Origin of the sequence: Nonomuraea spiralis (assembly GCF_014648435.1) — a bacterium.
In the GTDB taxonomy this organism is placed as follows: Bacteria; Actinomycetota; Actinomycetes; order Streptosporangiales; family Streptosporangiaceae; genus Nonomuraea; species Nonomuraea spiralis.
Window position 1 is genome coordinate 45,867 of the sequence record NZ_BMRC01000014.1, and the last position, 15,625, is coordinate 61,491.

General features: G+C 72.4%; 21 protein-coding genes and 1 tRNA gene. 17 read left to right on the forward strand and 5 right to left on the reverse strand.

Annotated elements, in window-relative coordinates:
* The first annotated feature begins 27 nt into the window (after nt 1–27).
* From IEZ27_RS30995 to IEZ27_RS31020, 6 genes are all read left to right on the forward strand, one after another.
* Nucleotides 28–717, forward strand: a complete 690-nt coding sequence (locus IEZ27_RS30995; RefSeq protein WP_125639444.1) for a TetR/AcrR family transcriptional regulator C-terminal domain-containing protein — start codon at nt 28–30, stop codon at nt 715–717.
* A gap of 11 nt (nt 718–728) precedes the next feature.
* A complete protein-coding gene (locus IEZ27_RS31000; protein ID WP_125639446.1) occupies nt 729–1,091 on the forward strand; it encodes a hypothetical protein in 363 nt (120 codons plus the stop codon).
* On the forward strand, nt 1,088–1,465 hold the full coding sequence (locus tag IEZ27_RS31005) for a hypothetical protein (protein ID WP_189650491.1): 378 nt from the start codon (nt 1,088–1,090) through the stop codon (nt 1,463–1,465). Before IEZ27_RS31000 ends, IEZ27_RS31005 begins: the two co-directional genes overlap by 4 nt.
* A 29-nt stretch (nt 1,466–1,494) precedes the next feature.
* Entirely contained in the window at nt 1,495–2,001 is a 507-nt protein-coding gene (locus IEZ27_RS31010) for an SRPBCC family protein (protein ID WP_189650492.1), read from the forward strand.
* A 133-nt stretch (nt 2,002–2,134) separates the two neighbouring features.
* A complete protein-coding gene (locus tag IEZ27_RS31015; RefSeq protein WP_189650634.1) occupies nt 2,135–3,358 on the forward strand; it encodes a CynX/NimT family MFS transporter in 1,224 nt (407 codons plus the stop codon).
* Nucleotides 3,355–4,176 carry an alanyl-tRNA editing protein gene (locus tag IEZ27_RS31020; RefSeq protein WP_189650493.1) on the forward strand — a complete coding sequence of 274 codons (822 nt, stop codon included), beginning with the start codon at nt 3,355–3,357 and terminating at the stop codon, nt 4,174–4,176. The genes IEZ27_RS31015 and IEZ27_RS31020 overlap by 4 nt, the downstream gene beginning before the upstream one ends.
* Nucleotides 4,177–4,190: 14 nt before the next feature.
* On the opposite strand, the gene IEZ27_RS31025 is transcribed toward IEZ27_RS31020, so the two are convergent.
* The gene (locus tag IEZ27_RS31025; protein ID WP_189650494.1) at nt 4,191–4,931 is read right to left on the reverse strand and encodes a dienelactone hydrolase family protein; all 741 of its coding nucleotides are present in this window, start codon (nt 4,929–4,931) and stop codon (nt 4,191–4,193) included.
* A gap of 49 nt (nt 4,932–4,980) precedes the next feature.
* Between IEZ27_RS31025 and IEZ27_RS31030 the strand changes: the two genes are divergently transcribed.
* From IEZ27_RS31030 to IEZ27_RS31060, 7 genes are all read left to right on the forward strand, one after another.
* Nucleotides 4,981–5,400: a MarR family winged helix-turn-helix transcriptional regulator gene (locus IEZ27_RS31030; protein WP_221762427.1), complete on the forward strand. Its 420-nt coding sequence runs from the start codon at nt 4,981–4,983 to the stop codon at nt 5,398–5,400.
* A 50-nt stretch (nt 5,401–5,450) separates the two neighbouring features.
* The gene (locus IEZ27_RS31035; protein ID WP_125639461.1) at nt 5,451–5,666 is read left to right on the forward strand and encodes a helix-turn-helix domain-containing protein; all 216 of its coding nucleotides are present in this window, start codon (nt 5,451–5,453) and stop codon (nt 5,664–5,666) included.
* A gap of 3 nt (nt 5,667–5,669) precedes the next feature.
* Complete coding sequence (locus tag IEZ27_RS31040; protein ID WP_189650495.1) at nt 5,670–6,200, forward strand: Clp protease N-terminal domain-containing protein; 531 nt, start codon at nt 5,670–5,672, stop codon at nt 6,198–6,200.
* Between the two features lie 94 nt (nt 6,201–6,294).
* Nucleotides 6,295–6,367 (forward strand) — tRNA-Ala (locus IEZ27_RS31045).
* A 139-nt stretch (nt 6,368–6,506) separates the two neighbouring features.
* Nucleotides 6,507–7,304 carry a hypothetical protein gene (locus tag IEZ27_RS31050; protein ID WP_189650496.1) on the forward strand — a complete coding sequence of 266 codons (798 nt, stop codon included), beginning with the start codon at nt 6,507–6,509 and terminating at the stop codon, nt 7,302–7,304.
* Nucleotides 7,301–8,431: a sensor histidine kinase gene (locus tag IEZ27_RS31055; RefSeq protein ID WP_189650497.1), complete on the forward strand. Its 1,131-nt coding sequence runs from the start codon at nt 7,301–7,303 to the stop codon at nt 8,429–8,431. Before IEZ27_RS31050 ends, IEZ27_RS31055 begins: the two co-directional genes overlap by 4 nt.
* Nucleotides 8,428–9,069, forward strand: coding sequence for a response regulator (locus tag IEZ27_RS31060; RefSeq protein WP_189650498.1), 642 nt, complete (start codon nt 8,428–8,430; stop codon nt 9,067–9,069). Before IEZ27_RS31055 ends, IEZ27_RS31060 begins: the two co-directional genes overlap by 4 nt.
* A gap of 17 nt (nt 9,070–9,086) precedes the next feature.
* Here IEZ27_RS31060 and IEZ27_RS31065 read toward each other — a convergent pair whose 3' ends face one another.
* The gene (locus tag IEZ27_RS31065; protein WP_189650499.1) at nt 9,087–9,467 is read right to left on the reverse strand and encodes a hypothetical protein; all 381 of its coding nucleotides are present in this window, start codon (nt 9,465–9,467) and stop codon (nt 9,087–9,089) included.
* A 61-nt stretch (nt 9,468–9,528) separates the two neighbouring features.
* Here IEZ27_RS31065 and IEZ27_RS31070 point away from each other — a divergent pair, with 61 nt between their 5' ends.
* Complete coding sequence (locus IEZ27_RS31070; RefSeq protein WP_229824507.1) at nt 9,529–9,975, forward strand: MarR family winged helix-turn-helix transcriptional regulator; 447 nt, start codon at nt 9,529–9,531, stop codon at nt 9,973–9,975.
* Here the strand turns inward: IEZ27_RS31070 and IEZ27_RS31075 are convergent.
* The 3 genes from IEZ27_RS31075 to pdxR are packed head-to-tail and all read right to left on the reverse strand — an operon-like array spanning nt 9,972 to nt 13,170.
* Entirely contained in the window at nt 9,972–11,459 is a 1,488-nt protein-coding gene (locus IEZ27_RS31075; RefSeq protein WP_229824508.1) for an aminotransferase class I/II-fold pyridoxal phosphate-dependent enzyme, read from the reverse strand. The two genes, IEZ27_RS31070 and IEZ27_RS31075, sit on opposite strands and share 4 nt — an antisense overlap.
* A gap of 44 nt (nt 11,460–11,503) precedes the next feature.
* The gene (locus tag IEZ27_RS31080; protein ID WP_125639476.1) at nt 11,504–11,689 is read right to left on the reverse strand and encodes a DUF4236 domain-containing protein; all 186 of its coding nucleotides are present in this window, start codon (nt 11,687–11,689) and stop codon (nt 11,504–11,506) included.
* Nucleotides 11,690–11,724: 35 nt separating this feature from the next.
* Nucleotides 11,725–13,170 (reverse strand): MocR-like pyridoxine biosynthesis transcription factor PdxR, encoded by a 1,446-nt coding sequence (gene pdxR / locus IEZ27_RS31085; protein ID WP_189650500.1) that lies wholly within the window; start codon nt 13,168–13,170, stop codon nt 11,725–11,727.
* A 68-nt stretch (nt 13,171–13,238) separates the two neighbouring features.
* Here pdxR and IEZ27_RS31090 point away from each other — a divergent pair, with 68 nt between their 5' ends.
* The 3 genes from IEZ27_RS31090 (at nt 13,239) to chvE (ending at nt 15,579) form a co-directional block, all read left to right on the forward strand.
* Nucleotides 13,239–13,988, forward strand: coding sequence for a metallophosphoesterase (locus IEZ27_RS31090; RefSeq protein ID WP_189650501.1), 750 nt, complete (start codon nt 13,239–13,241; stop codon nt 13,986–13,988).
* A 114-nt stretch (nt 13,989–14,102) separates the two neighbouring features.
* Nucleotides 14,103–14,252, forward strand: a complete 150-nt coding sequence (locus IEZ27_RS54225) for a hypothetical protein (protein WP_229824509.1) — start codon at nt 14,103–14,105, stop codon at nt 14,250–14,252.
* Between the two features lie 208 nt (nt 14,253–14,460).
* Complete coding sequence (gene chvE / locus IEZ27_RS31100) at nt 14,461–15,579, forward strand: multiple monosaccharide ABC transporter substrate-binding protein (RefSeq protein WP_308427315.1); 1,119 nt, start codon at nt 14,461–14,463, stop codon at nt 15,577–15,579.
* Nucleotides 15,580–15,625: the final 46 nt, after the last annotated feature.

The window sequence follows — 15,625 nt, forward strand, 5'->3', positions numbered from 1 at the left end:
CATTTTCGTACGGTGTAGCATCGGGGCATGAGTTCCGTGTGGTCGCGTCCCGTGCCTCCCCGGCGTCCGGCGCTGAGCAGGGAGGCGGTCGTGGCCGCGGCGGTCGAGCTGGCCGACGCCGAGGGGCTGGGCGCGGTCTCGATCCGGCGGGTGGCCGCCGAGCTGGGCGCCCGCACGATGACGCTGTACTCCTACATCGAGCGCAAGGAGGACCTGCTCGCCCTGATGGCCGACGAGATCGCGGCCGAGGTGCTGGTCGAGGAGCCGCTGCCCGGCGACTGGCGCGCGGCGCTGCTGCTGCTGGCCAGGCGCGAGCGCGAGGTCGTGCGCCGCCATCCCTGGCGGGTCGAGCTGATCTCCCAGGGCGTCGCCGTCGGGCCCAACGGCCTGCGGCACGTCGAGCAGAAGTTGTCCGCCTTCGACGGACTCGGGGCCGACCGGCTGCGGGTCTGGCGTTACCTGGCGGCGTTCAACGACTACATGACCGGGTTCGTGGTCAGGGAGGCGCTGGAGCGGGGGCAGCCCCGGCAGGGCGGCATCAACGACGCCGAGCGGGCGGCCGTGGCCGAGCCGTACATCAGGGAGCTGATCGAGGGGGGCGAGTTCCCCAGGCTGGCGCCGATGATCGAGCAGGGTGTGCCGGGCGCCGACGACAATTTCGAGCGCGGCCTGTCGTGGGTGCTGGACGGAATCGAGGGCGACCTGCCCGGGCGCTAACCTGTCTCCCGATGAACACCACCGTCTCCACGATCGTCATCGTCGGCTCACTGCTGCTCATGCTGGCGAGCCTGGTCGTCGCCGTCCGTAACCGGCCTATGGGCATGGTCCTGCTGGTCGGCTTCGCCGTGCTGGAGGTGGCGATCCTGGTGCAGGCCGGGTTCGTGATCGCGGCGGTGGCCGGCGGCGAGGGGCCGCCGGAGAAGGTCACGCTGTTCGGCTACATCGGCGGCCAGGTGCTGATCCCGCCCGCCGGGGTGTTCCTCGCGCTGGCCGAGCGCAGCCGCTGGGGCACGGCGATCCTGGTCGTGGCCGGGTTCGCGATCGCGGTGATGAACGCGCGGCTGCTGCAGATCTGGCAGGGCGTGGCGTGACCGCCCCGATCGGCACCGGTCCCGGGCGCGCGCTGGTCGCCGTCTACGGGCTGTTCTCGCTGGCGGCGGGGGCGCGGGCGGCCGTGCAGATCGCCACCAGGTTCGACGAGGCGCCGCTCGCCTACTCGTTGTCGGCCTTCGCCGCGCTGGTCTACATCGTGCTCACCGTCGCCCTGGCGCGCGGCGCCCGCCGCCTCGCGCTCGGCGCGCTCGTCATCGAGCTGGCCGGAGTGCTGGTGATCGGCACCCTGAGCCTCGTCGATCCGGCCGCCTTCCCCGACGCGACCGTGTGGTCGACGTACGGCAAGGGTTACCTGTTCATCCCCCTCGTCCTGCCTTTCGTGGGCCTCTACTGGCTGCTGCGCAGGCGTTAACGTCCGGCGCGCGGGCAGTGGCGGACCCCATGAGTACGATCGAGCACTCAGTGGACGTCAGCGTCCCGATCCGAGTGGCCTACAACCAGTGGACCCAGTTCGAGAGTTTCCCCGAGTTCATGGAAGGCGTGGAGTCCGTCAAACAGGTCTCCGACACGCTCACCGAGTGGGTGGTGGAGATCGCCGGGGTCCGGCGTGAGTTCCAGGCCGAGATCACCGAGCAGCACCCCGACGAGCGCGTCGCCTGGCGCGGCACGGACTCGCCGCACCACGCGGGCGTCGTCACCTTCCACCGCATCGACGAGGCCACCACCAAGGTCACCCTCCGGATGGAGTACGACCCCGAGGGCGTCGTCGAGACCGTCGGCGATGCCCTGCAGATCGTCCGGCTGCGCATCAGGAACGACATGGAACGCTTCAAGTCGTTCATCGAGTCGCGCGGCGGCGAGGATTTCCGGCCCGGCGGTGCCCTTCCGCCTCCCGGCCCGGTGCCCCCGCGCAACCAGCCCCCGGAGGGCCCGGCCCCGGTCCTGTAGGGCGGCCGTCTCCCCCTGAGATCATCAAGCCCCCGCCCCGGGGGCTTTCTCATATCCAGGAATAAAGGGACATTACGGTCCTGTTAAGGTGGTGATTCGTCCCATGATTTGATGAGTGGAGGACCTTCCCAGCATGAGCGTGTACGCCCAAGAGACCCGAGGCAGAACGGCCCCCCTTGCCTGGCTTCTCGTGCTGGGGATCGTTCTGGCCGCGCTGAACCTTCGTACGGCCGTCACCAGCGTCGGCCCCCTGCTCGACCAGCTCGCCGGGGCGCTCGGCATGAGCAGCGTCGGCACCGGACTGCTCACCACGTTGCCCGTGCTGGCCTTCGCCGGCGTCGGCGCCCTCACACCCACGCTGGCCCGGCGGATCGGCGAGCACCGGCTGCTGCTGCTCGCCCTCGTCACGCTCGGCACGGGCATGCTGGTCAGATCGCTGGTCGGGTCGGCCCCGGTGTTCCTGCTGAGCAGCGCGGTCGCGCTGTCCGGCGGCGCCGTCGGCAACGTGCTCATCCCGACGCTGATCAAGCGTCACTTCCCCGGGCGTACCGGGATCATGACCACCGTCTACACCACGGCCCTGGCGGCGGGCACCATGCTGGCCGCCGCCGCGACCGTGCCGATCGAGCGTGCGTCGGGGGACTGGCACATCGCGCTCGGCGTGTGGGCGGCCCTGGCCGCCGTGGCCGCCATTCCGTGGCTTGCGCTGTTGCGCAGTGAGCCGGAGCGGGACACGGGCAGCCGGGACGCGGGCATCTCGACCCTGCTCAGGAGCAGGCTCGCCTGGATGGTCGCGATCTACTTCGGGACGCAGTCGATGATCGCCTACATCATGTTCGGCTGGCTGGCCACGATCCTCACCGACGGCGGGTTCACCACCGGGCAGGCCGGGCTCATCCTCGGTGTGTTCACCGCGCTGAACATCCCGGTCTCGATCCTCGTGCCCACGATCGCCGCGCGCTTCCGCGACCAGCGGCCGGTCGTCGTGGGGCTGGTCGTGTTCTACACGATCGGCTTCCTCGGGCTGTGGTTCGCGCCCGCCTCGACCGCCATGGTGTGGGTGGTGTTCGTGGCGGTCGGCATGGGGTCGTTCCCACTGGCGCTGATGATGCTGGGGCTGCGCACCCGTACGCCGGAGTCCACGGCCGCGCTGTCGGCCTTCGGGCAGAGCGCCGGATATCTGATCGCCGGCGCCGGTCCGCTCCTGGTCGGGGTGATCTACCAGATGACCGGCGGCTGGGAGCTGACGTACGCCCTGCTCTTCGCCGTGATCGTCGTCCAGCTCTTCACCGGCCTGTACGCCGGCCGTGACCGCTACCTGGAGGACGAGCGCAGGCCTGCCACAATGACCAGGTGAGATCCACTGTCGTCACCTTTCCCGACGGCCACGTCAGCGGCCGTTCCCCGATTGTCGGGGCCGTGCCGGTGGGGGACCGGCACGGCCTCGTCACCGCCGAGACGCCGTTCCATCCCCTCGACCACACCTGGCCCGACCAGCCCGCCGACCGCGGCACGATCGGGGAGCTGCCGGTCGTCGACTGCGTGACAGGGGCCCAGTCGAACGACGGTGAGATCTTCGTCGGCGAGTCCATCCCGGTCCGCCGGGGCACCGAGGGCTGGGAGTGGCTGGTCGTCCACGTCACCGACACCCCGCTGCCCGTCGGCACCGAGGTGGACCTCGAGGTGGACGCCGGTTACCGAGCGGCGCTCTCGGCCGGTCACACCGCCTGCCACCTGGCCGCGCTGGCGCTCAACGCGGCGCTCGCCGACCGGTGGCGCAAGGAGGTGCGCCAGGACCGGCTCGGCCATCCCGACTTCGACCAGACGGCGATCACCTCCTCGCACATCCAGCCCCACGGCAGCGTGGACGTCTATCGGCTGGGCAAGTCGCTGCGCAAGAAGGGGTTCTCCGCCGACGACCTCGACCTGACCGAGCTGGCCGGGCGGGTGGACGAGCGGCTTGAGTCGTGGGTGGCGGCCAAGGCGGCGGTCCGGATCGACGTGCCGGGCCCCGGGCTGACCGCGCTGCGCACCTGGCACTGCTCGCTGCCCGAGGGCGAGGTGTCGATCCCGTGCGGCGGCACGCACGTGCGCGACACGGGCGAGCTGGGCTCGGTCAAGGTCGCGTTCTCGCTGGAGGAGGCGGCCCTGACCATGCGTACCACCTGCGGCTGACCCAGCCTCTCACCTCAGGCTCTTTCGGACAGGAAGGCGAGCACTCGGCGCCAGGCGTCGGCGCAGGCCGCCTCGTGCCCGCCGTGGGACTCGTCGAAGAAGCCGTGCGGGGCGCCCGGGTAGACGACGATCTCGTGCTCGACCCCCGCCTCGGTCAGCGCGTCCCCGAACTCGGCCACCTGCTCGGCCGGGATGCCCTCGTCGGCCCCGCCGAACAGGCCGAGGACCGGCGCGCCCAGCTCCGCCGCGTGCTGGGTGGGGCCGGGGCCGTACGGGCCCGCGATGCCCGGCGCGCCGTAGAACCCGATCACGCCGGCGAACCCGAACCTGGGCTCCGAGGCGAAGAACGCGTTCCGCCCGCCCATGCAGAACCCGAGAGCCACGGCCGGCCGGCCCAGGTGCCCGGTCGCGGCCTGGAGGTCGGCCTGGATGTTCTCCCTGGTCAGCTTGGGGATGTGGGCCATGACCTGGAAGGACTCGCCCCGGTCGTCGTCGGGGGCGGTCCTGCCGTAGTAGTCGATGGCGACGGCCGGGTGCCCCTGCTCGGCCAGCCGTACGGTGAGCTCCTTGTAGAAGCCGTGCAGGCCCCGTACGTCGGGGAGGATCACCACCCCCGGCCCGCTCACCCGGTCGGGACGGGACTCGTAGGCGGCGAACGACGTGCCGTCGGCGGAGGTCAGGCGGAGGGCGGCGGAGCGGGTGCCGGTGATCGGCGGTTGCGGGCGCGGTGGGGCGGCGTCGTTGTCGTAGCACATAGTGCCGGGAAACTACCAAAGCTGGATTGATAAAGCTAGACTTGGTTTCGTGCTTGCCAAGGATCTGCGGATCTCGGTCGGGCGGCTCGCCCGCCGCATCCGTCAGCTGTACACGAACGCCTCCGGCGACGACGTCTCGTTCACCGAGCTCGCCGTGCTGTCCCGCCTCGACCGGGACGGCCCCCACACCTCGGCCCAGCTCGCGCACCTCGAACGCATCACCGCCCAGGCCATCGGCACCGTCCTCGGCGGCCTGCACCAGCGGGGCATGGTGGCCCGCGAGCCCGACCCCGCCGACCGGCGGCGGGTGATCACCGCCATCACCGACTCCGGCAGCGCCGCGCTGGTCAGCCGCGAACAGGTGATCACCGAACGCCTGGCCGCCGCCGTCGACTCCCTCACCCCCGACGAACGCGACCGCCTCGCGGCCGCCCTCCCCGTCCTCGTCAACCTGGCCGAACGCCTCTGAGGCGTCAGCATATGTTGACAAGCGGGCCTCTGTCAGCACATGCTGACACCATGGACGTCACCGAACTGGCCGAGGCGGCCGCCGACCGCGACCCCGGCACGGGGCTGGCGGCGGTGGCCGCGCTCCGGACCCTGCTGGAGGAGCTGGAGGCGGTCCACGTCTCCAACGCCCGCGCCGCCGGCTGGTCGTGGGAGCAGATCGCCGGCGCGCTGGGAGTCCGGCGGCAGTCCGCTCATCGCAAGCACGCCCGCAGAACGGGGAGGTAGCAGGTGTTCGACAGGTTCACGCAAGGCGCCCGCGAGGCGGTGGTCCGGGCGGGGTTCCTCGCGCTCGACGCCCACCGTGCCACGCTCGACGCCGATCTCCTGCTGCTGGGCGTGGCCGAGGTGCGGCCGTTCACGCTGCCCTCCTTCACCGCCTCCGGCGCCGACCTGCGCCCGCGGCTCGACCTCGGCGACGCGCGTTCGCTGCTGGCCACCCTCGGCATCGACCTCGACGAGGTGCGCCGCCGTACCAGGGCGGGGACGGACGCGCCGGAGTTGTGGTCCCTGCGCAGGTCGCGGCTGCGCCCGCTGCGCGTCACCCTGGACGGCCCGCTGGGCCGGATCCCGCTGGCCATGCACGCCAGGAAGGTGATCGAGGTGGCCATGTGGAAGCCCGGACCGGTCACGGGCGAGCGGCTGCTGTGGGGCCTGCTGGCCGACGGCGCGAACGGCGCCGGCCGCCTGCTGGCCGAGGCCGGGGTCGACGTGGCCGCGCTGGTCAGGGAGGCGGGCATCCCGGTCCGCCGCGCCGCCTGACCGGCCCCGCCTGAGGTCGCCGGGGGCTCTGGGCGCAGCGCGGTTGCGGCGTGGCACGAGGGCTCCCGAATTCCTATACACTTGGTGATCGCAAGGGGCTATGGCGCAGTTGGTAGCGCGCCTCCATGGCATGGAGGAGGTCTGGGGTTCGAATCCCCATAGCTCCACCCCAAGAAAACGGTGGTGTCCTTCGGGCGCCACCGTTTTTCGTTGTCCGGTGCGGGTGGTGTCAATACCTCTCAGGTCGTTCTTTTTCGGAGCTGAGGGAGACGCGGGTGGCCGGGGTGGGCCGGGATCGTCGGGGGCATGCGACTTCAACGAATGCAGATCGCGGCGCTGGCCGTCCTCGCGGCCGTCGTGGTGCTGGCGCTCGCGCCGCTGCCGGTGCTTCCGTACACCGCGGGGTTCGCGCCGCACTGGGTGACCGTGCTCGCCGCCGTGCTGGGGGCGGTCTTCGTGGTACGGCCGCGTCCGGCGGGGCTGCTGCCCGCCCTGCTGCTGCTGTGGTCGGCGGGCGGTCTCGTGCTCGACGCCTTCCGTGCCTTCTTCGCGGTCACCGGGATCCCCGCGGGGGAGTTCGCGCGGGTCGACTGGCCGGGGATGGCGTTGCGCGGGCTCAGCCTGGCCGGCTGCGCGTTGCTGGGCGCGCTGGTGCTGCCGCGCGTCAGGGTTCCCGGCGGGGCGTGGCTCGGGTACACCGCGTTCGCCGTCGGGTTCGTCTATCCGCTGGCCAAGCTGTACTGGTCCGCGGGCGGTACGCTGCTGCGCCCCGCCGGGTACGGCGAGGGTTTCCCGTACGGTGAGCTGATCATGCTGGTGATCGGGGCGGTGGGTTCGCTGGCCCTCGTCCAGAGGTGGGGACGGTCGCTGCCGAGGCGGTTGGTGCTGGCCGGCGGCTGGACGGGCGCGGCCATGTTGACCACTATGGGGGCTATGTCCGTTCTCGGTACCTTCGCCCAGTTGCTTGGCATCACCCGGGGGCCGGTGCCGCTGTCCGATCCCGCGACCGTGGTGACGGTCGGCGTCGTGTACGGGAGCTGGCTGCTGTTCGGGCTGGCGGTCGCCGGGGCCACGCTCTCCTACCAGCGCACGACGCCGCGGTGAGGCCCCGTCGCGCGGACGTGCTCCTGGCCCTGGTCGCCGGGGTGCCGCTGGTCCCGCTCTCCCTGACGGTGGCGGTGTTGTCGGTGCCGGGGACGCGCGCCGTCCTGCTGGCGGGGGCCTGTCTGGTGGCGCACGCGGCCCTCGCGTACCGGCGGGAGATGTGGGCGTTCCTCGTGGTCGCGGGGGCCTTCGCCGTCCAGGCCGCCGTGACCGGGCTGTTCCTCGTGCTGCCGTCGGCGTTGGTGTTCCCGCTCGCGGTCTACTCCTGCGCCGCCCACGCCCGGCGTTGTCCGCCGCTGGCGGTCGGGCTGGCGGGGGCGGGGCTGGCGGCGGCCAGGTTCGCGACCGACTCCAGCGTCGAGGCCGCGGGGCTGGGGCCCGACCCGTGGTTGCTGGCCGGGCTGCTGGCCGCCGTGGTGGTCGCGGCGTGGGGGCTCGGCCTGTACCGGCGTACCCAGCTCGCCCACGTGGACCTGCTGCGGGAACGGGCCCGCGAGGCCGCGGCGCGGGCGACCGCCGAGGAGCGGGCCAGGATCGCCCGCGAGATGCACGACGTGGTCGCCCACGCGCTGGCCGTCATCGTCGCCCAGGCGAGGGGCGGCCGGTTCGCGCCCGCGCGCGCGGAGGAGATCCTGGCCACGATCGAGGAGACGGCGCGCGCGGCTCTCACGGACATGCGGGCCGCCGTCGGCGTGCTGCGCGCCGAGTCCGGGGCGGCGGCGGAGGCCGGGCCGCCGCCCGGTCTGGCCGGCCTGCCGGACCTGGTGGCGCGCACCCGGGGCGCGGGGCTGCCCGTGGAGGAGGTCGTACGCGGAACGCCGCACCCTCTCGGGCCGGGCGCCGATCTCGTCGCCTACCGTGTGGTGCAGGAGGCGCTCACGAACACGCTCAGGCACGCCGGCCCCGGCGCGCGCAGCACGCTGCGGCTGGAGTGGGCCGACGACGCCCTGCGCATCACCGCCGGCGACGCGGGCGGTCGGGCCCGCTTCGCCACGCGCGGCGACGGGCCGGGGAACGGGCTGGCGGGGATGCGCGAGAGGGTGACCGAGGTGGGCGGGACGCTGGACGTCCGGACGGAGGAGGCGGGCGGCTTCGTCGTCGAGGCCCGCCTGCCGTACCGGACATGACGATCAGGGTCTACGTCGTCGACGACCAGCGGCTGGTGCGTACGGGCACGGTGATGGTGCTCGACGCGCAGGACGACATGCGCGTGGTCGGGGAGGCAGGCGACGGGGTGGAGGCGCTGGCCGGGCTGCGCGCGGTGACGGCGGACGTGGTGCTCATGGACGTACGGATGCCGCGCATGGACGGCGTCGAGGCGACCCGGCGGCTGCTGGCGGCCGGCGACGCCCCCAAGGTCATCGTCCTGACCACCTTCGACCTGGACGAGTACGCCTTCTCCGCCCTGCGGGCCGGCGCGTCGGGATTCCTGCTCAAGGACGCTCCCGCCGAGGAACTGCTGGCCGCGGTGCGTACCGTCCACAGGGGGGACGCGGTGATCGCCCCCTCCACGACCCGCCGCCTGCTGGACCACGTCGCGCCGCACCTGCCGGACGCCGGGCCCGACCCGCTGACCGACCGCGAGCGGGACGTGTTGCGGCACATCGCCCGGGGCGCGACGAACGCCGAGATCGCCGGAGCCCTGTTCATGGCCGAGGGCACCGTGAAGACCCACGTCGGCCGCATCCTGGGCAAGCTCGGGCTGCGCGACCGGGTCCAGGCGGTCATCTGGGCCTACGAGCACGGGCTGAACCGCCGCCCCTGAGGACGCTGAAGGCAGGGTCAGGCCGTGGCCGGCGCGGTACGGGCACGGCGGGTCAGGGCCCAGGCGGTCGACAGGTGGACGGCGGCGGCGATCGTGCCGCCCACGGCCATGCCCGGCACGCCCTGCGTGAGGCCGATCGCGATGTCGGCGACCTGCACCACCCCGGACGCGACGAGCAGCGGGACCAGGGCCGGCCGTCCGTTGGCGGTCATGGCCCACAGGAGGGCGGCTCCGAGGGGGAGGGCTCGGGCGGCGTAGGCCTGGGCGTACAGGGAGAGGCCGCCGGAGACCTCGGCGCCGGCGGGCAGGATGACCGACGGGTCCACCAGGGCGACCACGCTGGAGGCCATGGCTCCGGCGGCGGCGACCACGTTGAGGACCATGAGGGACTTGCGCATAGGAATTCTCCAATCGAATCGTTCAGTTCTTGAATGATAAATCGACGGTACCATTACGGTTGTGGATGAAGTCAAGCCGGTGTCGGTGGCGGGGACGATGGCCTTCAGGCTCGGGACGCTGGGGGCGATCCTGACCGAGCGGTTCACCGCCGCGCTCGTCCCGCTCGATCTCAAGCCCAAGCACGTCGGGCTGTTGACGCTGCTGGAGGCGCGGGGCGCGGCCTCGCAGCTCGACGTCGCGCGGACCATGGGCGTCGCGCCGAGCCTGGTGGTGACGCTGGCCGACCACCTGGAACGGCTCGGCGCGATCTCACGGGTGCGCGACCCGGACGACCGGCGGCGGCAGCTCCTCGACCTCACCGGCGAGGGGCGTGCGCTGCTGGACCGGTGCCTGGAGGTGACGCTGGAGATGGACGAGGAGCTGACCGGCGGCCTCGGCCCGCGCGACCGGGCGGTGCTGGCGAAGGTGCTCGGCACGCTCGCCGCGCAGGCCGGGCTGCCGATCTAGTCGGTCTGGTCGGTCTGGTCGGTCACCCGCTGGATCGGCAGGGCCTGGTGCTCCCGGCGGATGTCGTCCCAGGCCTGCTCGACGTGGCGGTGTTCGGTGGCGGGGGAGCCGACGGCCATGCGCAGCACGACCCGTCCGCTGATCGTGGTGTGCGTGAGGTAGAGGGAGCCGCCGGCGTTCAGCGTCTCCATGAGCCGCAGCGTGGCCGCGTCGGCGGCGGCGGGGGACAGGCCGGGCCAGCGGGGGCGGAAGCAGACCAGGCCGAGCGGGTGCGGCTCGTGCACCTCGAAGGCCGGGTCCGCGGCGATCCGGGCGGCCAGGTCCTGGGCCAGGGAGACGCCCTTGCGGATGTGGGCGCGCAGGCCCTCGGCGCCGTACCAGCGGATGACCGACCACAACTTCAGCGCTCGGAAACGGCGGCCGAGCGGGATCTGCCAGTCGCGGTAGTCGACCACCGAGCCGGATGAGGACGCGGGGTTGCGCAGGTACTCGGGCAGGATCGACAGCGCGTCGAGCAAGGGGGCGCGGTCGGCGGTCCACAGTACGGTGCAGTCGAAGTTGGTCAGCAGCCATTTGTGCGGGTTCGTGGAGTAGGTGTCGGCGTACTCGGCCACGCCGTCGTTGAGCCGGCGGAACTCGGGACAGACGGCGGCGACCCCGGCGTAGGCGGCGTCCACGTGCAGCCACACGCCGTGCTCGCGGCACACCTCGCCGATCGCCGGCACCGGGTCGACGGCGGCCGTGGACGTCGTGCCGACCGTGGCGCACACCATGGCGGGCACCGCGCCGGCCGCCCTGTCGGCCGCGATCAGCTCGCGCAGCCGTACGGGGTCCATGGCCAGCGTACGGTCGTCCACGTCGACGACCCGTATGCCCTGCGCGCCCAGGCCCGCCACGCGTGCCGCCTTCTCCAGCGAGGAGTGGGTCTGCGACGAGACGTAGATCGTGTACCGATCGGCGATCCCGGTACGCGCCACCCGCCCGCCGCTCGCCCGGTGCAGAGCGGCGAGCAGCGCGACCAGGCAGGCGCTCGACGCCGAGTCCTGGATCACGCCGCCGCCGCGCGCGTCCGTCCTGAAGTGGGCGGGCAGGCCGAGCAGGCTCGCCAGCCAGTCCACCACCACGGTCTCCAGCTCGGTGCAGGCCGGGCTGGTGATCCATAACATGCCCTGCACCCCGAGGCCGCTGGAGAGCAGGTCGCCGAGGATGGCGGGGCCGCTGGCGTTGGAGGGGTAGTAGCCGAAGAAGGAGGGGTGCTGCCAGTGGGTCAGGCCGGGCAGCAGGATCGTGTTCAGGTCGGCCAGCACGGCCTCGAACGGCTCGCCGTGCTCGGGCGGTTCGGCCGGCAGCGCGTCGCGGATCTCTCCCGGGCCGACCCGCGACCGCACCGGGTGGGACTCGATGCCCGCCATGTAGTCGGCGATCCAGTCGACGACCTGCCTGCCGTGGCGGCGGAACTCCTCCGGGCTCATGTGGGCGTTCATGATTCCAGATCATCATGGCCCGGGCCCGGGAAGAAGGGACGGCGTCAGCGTCCGCCGAGGGTCTTGCGCCAGTGGAAGCCGCCGGGCAGGTTGACCGACAACGTACGACGTCCGTCGGCGGTGCGCGTGACCCTGAACAGCCGGTTGCCCCAGCTGTGGCCGACGCCGCCGCGGGACAGGTTCAGCCGGATCGGGCCCAGCTTGATCGTCTTACGGTAGCTCCAGCTCATCGGACTCCTCCGTAGAGATCGCGAGAGCCTTCCGACTACCCGAGAAAGCCTGATATATCGGGGTTTTCGGGGGTTGCGGTGCCCCTGTTGGTGGATGCCCAGGTCAGGGTCTCGGCGAGGGCGTCCAGGGCGGCGGGGTAGGCGCGTTCGGAGGGGGCGGCGTACCCGATGAGCAGGCCCCCGGGGCCGGGCGTCTGGCGCAGCGGGGTCAGGCCGCGCAGGGCGATGCCGCGCCGTTCGCAGGCCGCCAGCAGCGCGGACTCCGGCGGGCCGTCCGGGGGGAGCAGCAGCAGGGCGCGCAGGCCGGCGGCCACGCCGGGCAGGCGCGCGCCGGGCAGCGGCGCGTCAGGGCCGGGGCCGAGCCGGGCCAGCAGCAGGTCGCGGCGGCGGCGGTAGCGCAGGCGGGCGGCGCGGATGTGCCGGTCGTAGGCGTGGTCGGCGATCAGGCGGGCCAGTACGAGCTGCCCCAGCACCTCGGTGTGGGAGTCGGCGTGCAGCTTGGCGTCGGCGACCGGGTCCACGAGGGCGGGCGGGAGCACCATCCAGCCCAGGCGCAGCGCCGGGGACAACGACTCGGAGGTGGTGCCGCAGTAGACGACCTGGTCGGGGGCCGTCGCCTGGAGGGCGCCCACGGGACGGCGGTCGTAGCGGAACTCGCCGTCGTAGTCGTCCTCGACGACCGTGCCGCCCCACTCGCGCAGCAGGCGGCGGCGCGCGGGGGCCAGGGGGACGCCGGTCGGGTACTGGTGCGCCGGGGTGAGGACGGCGGCGGCCACGCCGGGGCCGAGCTCGCCGGTACGGGCGCCGTGCCCGTCCACCGGCAGGGGCACGACCGTACGGCCGGCGCGGCGCAGGACCTCGCGGTAGAAGTCGTGGCCCGGGTCCTCCATGGCGACCGGGCCCGCGCCGAGCACGGCCGCCAGCAGGTTGAGCGACTGGACGAACCCCGTGGTGATCACGATCTGGGCGGCCGTGGCGCGTACGCCCCGGGTCCTGCCCAGGTAGTCGGCCAGCGCGGTGCGCAGCTCGACGCGGCCCCGGGGATCGCAGGGGCCGAAGACCTCGGCGCCGGCGGTGGCGAGCACCTGGCGGGTGGCCCGCAGCCAGGCGCGCGAGGGGAAGGCGGACCCGTCGGGCTGCCCGGGGCGCAGGTCGTGCACCGGGCGTGCGGCCACGGCGGCCGGTCGGGACGCCGCGGCACGGGGGCTGGGCGGGGGGACGTCGGCGACCACGGTGCCCGAACCCGGCCGGGTGCTCAGGTAGCCCTCCTCGGCGAGCTGGTCGTAGGCGGCGCTCACCGTGCCGCGGGCCAGGCCCAGCCCGGCGGCGAGCGCCCGGGTCGAGGGCAGCCGGGTGCCGGGCGGCAGCCGCCCGTCGCGTACGGCGGCGCGCAGCGCGTCCTCGACCCCGCGCCGGCGTCCGTGGGCGGGGTCGAGCTCCAGATGCAGGTCCACGCCCTGACTGGCCCAGTCTTTCGGCACAGAACCGGATCTTACGGCTGGTCCGGTCGGCGGCTAGCGTCGAGGGGTTACCCGAAAGGACTTCTGTCATGCTCGTGATCGCCCACCTCAGCGACATCCACATCGGCGGCTCCGACCGGTCCGCCGAGCGCGCCGACGCCGTCATGCGCCACCTGGACGCCCTCCCGTACGACCTCGACGCGGTGCTCGTCACCGGCGACATCGCCGACCACGGGCTCGCCGGGGAGTACGAGCAGGCACGCAAGCTGCTGACCTCGCGCCACCCGGTCCTCCTCTGCCCGGGCAACCACGACGTACGGGAGGAGTTCCGCCGGGTCCTGCTCGGCGAGCCGGCCGCGGCCGGACCGGTCAACCGGGCCCACCGCACCGGCGGGGCCCTCTACGCGATGTGCGACTCCTCCATCCCCGGCCAGGACGCGGGCGACCTGGACGACGAGACGCTGGCCTGGCTCGACGGCGTGCTCGGCGAGGACGGCGACCTGCCGGCGTTCGTGGCCTTCCATCACCCGCCCGCGCCGCTGCACTCGCCCATCGACACGATCATGCTCCGGCGGCCCGAGCGCCTGGCGGACCTGCTGGCCGGCCACCCGAACGTGGCCGCCGTGCTGGTCGGCCACGCGCACACGGCCGCGGCCTCCACCTTCGCCGGACGCCCGATGCTGGCGGCCCCCGGTGTGCTGTCCACGTTGCGGCTGCCGTGGGAGGGCGCGACGACGCTGGCCGGCTGCGCCGACTACGCGCTCCCGCCGGGGCTCGTCTACCACGTCCTGGACGACACCGGCCGGATCACCACCCATCACCGCGTCGTGCCGGCCTGAGGTCGTACGCCGAGGCGGGTCGGCTCGCGGGCATCAGGTCGCGCGGGATCGTGATCACGGTCTACGCCTTCGCCGCCCTGTGCGCGGGCATCGCCGGCGATCTACTCGGTCGGCGTGCCGCCCGAGACGACCCTGCTGTTCAAGGCGCTGGTCGTGGCGGCGGTCTGCCTCGTGCAGTCGCCGTCGTTCCGCGCGAAGGCGTTGCGGCGCGGGCCGGCCGGGCCGCCTCGCGAGGCGCGGCCGCCGGTCGGCGCGGGGCGCTGACCTGCGATGGGGGCGCCATGAAAGTTACCTGAAGGTTTCCTGGAGGTTATCGCCGACCGTTGACAGAAGCTTTGTTAACGATAACAATCGGCCAGAACGAAGCACGAACTTTGTTCTGATTCAGCACGTCCCGTGGCTGAGTCCCCTGCTCTTTCGGCAGTTAACGCTCACATGTCGCTGCCGCAACCCCCATCGCAAGGAGTGCCACATGAGGTTGGGACGTATCGGGGGCGTGGTGTCCGCCATCGCGCTCGCCGCGACCATGACGGCCTGCGGCTCCAGCCAGAAGACGGTCGACGCCGGCACCTCCGCGCCGGCCGGGGCGGGAGGCGCGGGCGCCCTGATCGGCGTCACCATGCCCACCAAGTCGTCCGAGCGCTGGATCCACGACGGCGACAACGTCAAGCAGCAGCTGGAGAAGCTGGGCTACAAGGTCGACCTCCAGTACGCGGAGAACGACATCCCGACCCAGGCCAACCAGATCGAGAACCAGATCACCAAGGGCGCCAAGCTCCTGATCGTCGCCTCGATCGACGGCACCGCGATCACCTCGCAGCTCCAGCAGGCCGCCGACGCCAAGATCCCGGTCATCGCCTACGACCGCCTGATCCGCAACAGCCCGAACGTCGACTACTACGCCACCTTCGACAACTTCAAGGTCGGCGTGCAGCAGGCGACCTCGCTGCTCAAGGGCCTCGGCGTCGAGGACGGAAAGAAGGGCCCGTTCAACGTCGAGCTGTTCGGCGGCTCGCCCGACGACAACAACGCCACGTTCTTCTGGAACGGCGCCCTGTCGGTGCTCCAGCCGAAGATCGACGACGGCACCCTCGTGGTCAAGAGCGGCCAGAAGGACTTCAAGACCGCCGCCATCCTGCGCTGGGACCCGGCCACGGCCCAGAAGCGCATGGAGGACATCCTCACCAAGACCTACAACGGCGGCACCAAGGTGGACGGCGTGCTGTCCCCGTACGACGGCCTGTCCATCGGCATCCTGTCGGCGCTCAAGAGCTCCGGCTACGGCACCAGCGGCCAGCCGTACCCCGTCGTGACCGGCCAGGACGCCGAGCTCGCCTCGGTCAAGTCGATCATCGCCGGTGAGCAGTACTCCACCATCTTCAAGGACACCCGCAACCTCGCCGGGCAGACGGTGAAGATGGCCGACGCGGTCCTCAAGGGCGGCAAGCCCGAGGTGAACAACACCAAGGACTACGACAACGGCAACAAGGTCGTCCCCTCCTACCTGCTCGACCCGGTGATCGTGGACAAGAGCAACTACCAGGAGGTCATCGTCGGCGGCAACTACTACACCGAGGACCAGCTCAAGTAAGGGCCCGCCCCGGGGGACGCCCGTCCCCCGGGGGACCTTCCCTGAC

Excerpts from the sequence above, each read along its gene's own strand:
- IEZ27_RS30995 (WP_125639444.1), top strand. The coding sequence starts at position 28 with ATGAGTTCCGTGTGGTCGCGTCCCGTGCCTCCCCGGCGTCCGGCGCTG.
- IEZ27_RS31000 (WP_125639446.1), top strand. The coding sequence starts at position 729 with ATGAACACCACCGTCTCCACGATCGTCATCGTCGGCTCACTGCTGCTC.
- IEZ27_RS31010 (WP_189650492.1), top strand. The coding sequence starts at position 1,495 with ATGAGTACGATCGAGCACTCAGTGGACGTCAGCGTCCCGATCCGAGTG.
- IEZ27_RS31015 (WP_189650634.1), top strand. The coding sequence starts at position 2,135 with ATGAGCGTGTACGCCCAAGAGACCCGAGGCAGAACGGCCCCCCTTGCC.
- IEZ27_RS31025 (WP_189650494.1), bottom strand. The coding sequence starts at position 4,931 with ATGTGCTACGACAACGACGCCGCCCCACCGCGCCCGCAACCGCCGATC.
- IEZ27_RS31035 (WP_125639461.1), top strand. The coding sequence starts at position 5,451 with ATGGACGTCACCGAACTGGCCGAGGCGGCCGCCGACCGCGACCCCGGC.
- IEZ27_RS31050 (WP_189650496.1), top strand. The coding sequence starts at position 6,507 with ATGCGACTTCAACGAATGCAGATCGCGGCGCTGGCCGTCCTCGCGGCC.
- IEZ27_RS31060 (WP_189650498.1), top strand. The coding sequence starts at position 8,428 with ATGACGATCAGGGTCTACGTCGTCGACGACCAGCGGCTGGTGCGTACG.
- IEZ27_RS31065 (WP_189650499.1), bottom strand. The coding sequence starts at position 9,467 with ATGCGCAAGTCCCTCATGGTCCTCAACGTGGTCGCCGCCGCCGGAGCC.
- IEZ27_RS31075 (WP_229824508.1), bottom strand. The coding sequence starts at position 11,459 with ATGAACGCCCACATGAGCCCGGAGGAGTTCCGCCGCCACGGCAGGCAG.
- IEZ27_RS31080 (WP_125639476.1), bottom strand. The coding sequence starts at position 11,689 with ATGAGCTGGAGCTACCGTAAGACGATCAAGCTGGGCCCGATCCGGCTG.
- IEZ27_RS31090 (WP_189650501.1), top strand. The coding sequence starts at position 13,239 with ATGCTCGTGATCGCCCACCTCAGCGACATCCACATCGGCGGCTCCGAC.
- chvE (WP_308427315.1), top strand. The coding sequence starts at position 14,461 with ATGAGGTTGGGACGTATCGGGGGCGTGGTGTCCGCCATCGCGCTCGCC.